Annotated in this window: 1 protein-coding gene; it reads left to right on the forward strand. The window is 29.7% G+C overall.

Annotated features, from left to right (window positions below):
- A partial coding sequence (locus tag AZI32_RS17305; protein WP_157450978.1) for a DUF3794 domain-containing protein occupies positions 1 to 654 on the forward strand: 654 nt, incomplete at both ends.

A 654-nucleotide genomic window follows, 5' to 3' on the forward strand; every position in this document is an offset into this window, starting at 1 on the left:
CTATGGTAGAAATAGTTGACTTAAACTATATATTTAAGAGAAATGAAGAAACAAATACAGGTGCTTTAGAAGTAGATTGTACAGCAAGAGCTAAAGTTAAAGTATCAGAAGATGTTACGAGAGAGGTATTACAAGATGCATATTCACCTGATAGAACTCTTAAGTTTGAAAGCAGAAATGTTGAGCTTAATAAAGTTGTAAGTAGTGGAAGTGAATTTTTCAATATAAGAGATACTATAAAAAATAATAGTGATGATATACAAATAAAAGATATAGTAAGTGTAGATTCAAATATAATAGTTGAAAACTCATCATTTGAAGGTGGAAAGAGTATAGTAGAAGGTGTAGTTTTAATTGATGTTTTATATACTCCTGTAGAAGGTTTAAGACCAGTATATAGACTAACAGAAGAAATACCATTTACTCATGATGTTGAAGTTGGAAATGTAAAAGACAGTGCTAACGCATTTAATCATGTAAATATAGACAGGGTAGAGTTTGATTTAAATAGAGATCAGATAGATGTAACCGTTAAAGTTAGAAGATACTGCGAAGTTTTAGATAAGAAAAAAGATAGCTTCATTGTTAAGGGTGAAGATCAAGGACCTATAGACTTATCTCAAAGACCTAGTATAACTATATATGTTGCTAAAG

Source organism: Clostridium sp. ATCC 25772 (genome assembly GCF_001573875.1).
Taxonomy (GTDB): Bacteria; Bacillota; Clostridia; order Clostridiales; family Clostridiaceae; genus Clostridium_J; species Clostridium_J senegalense.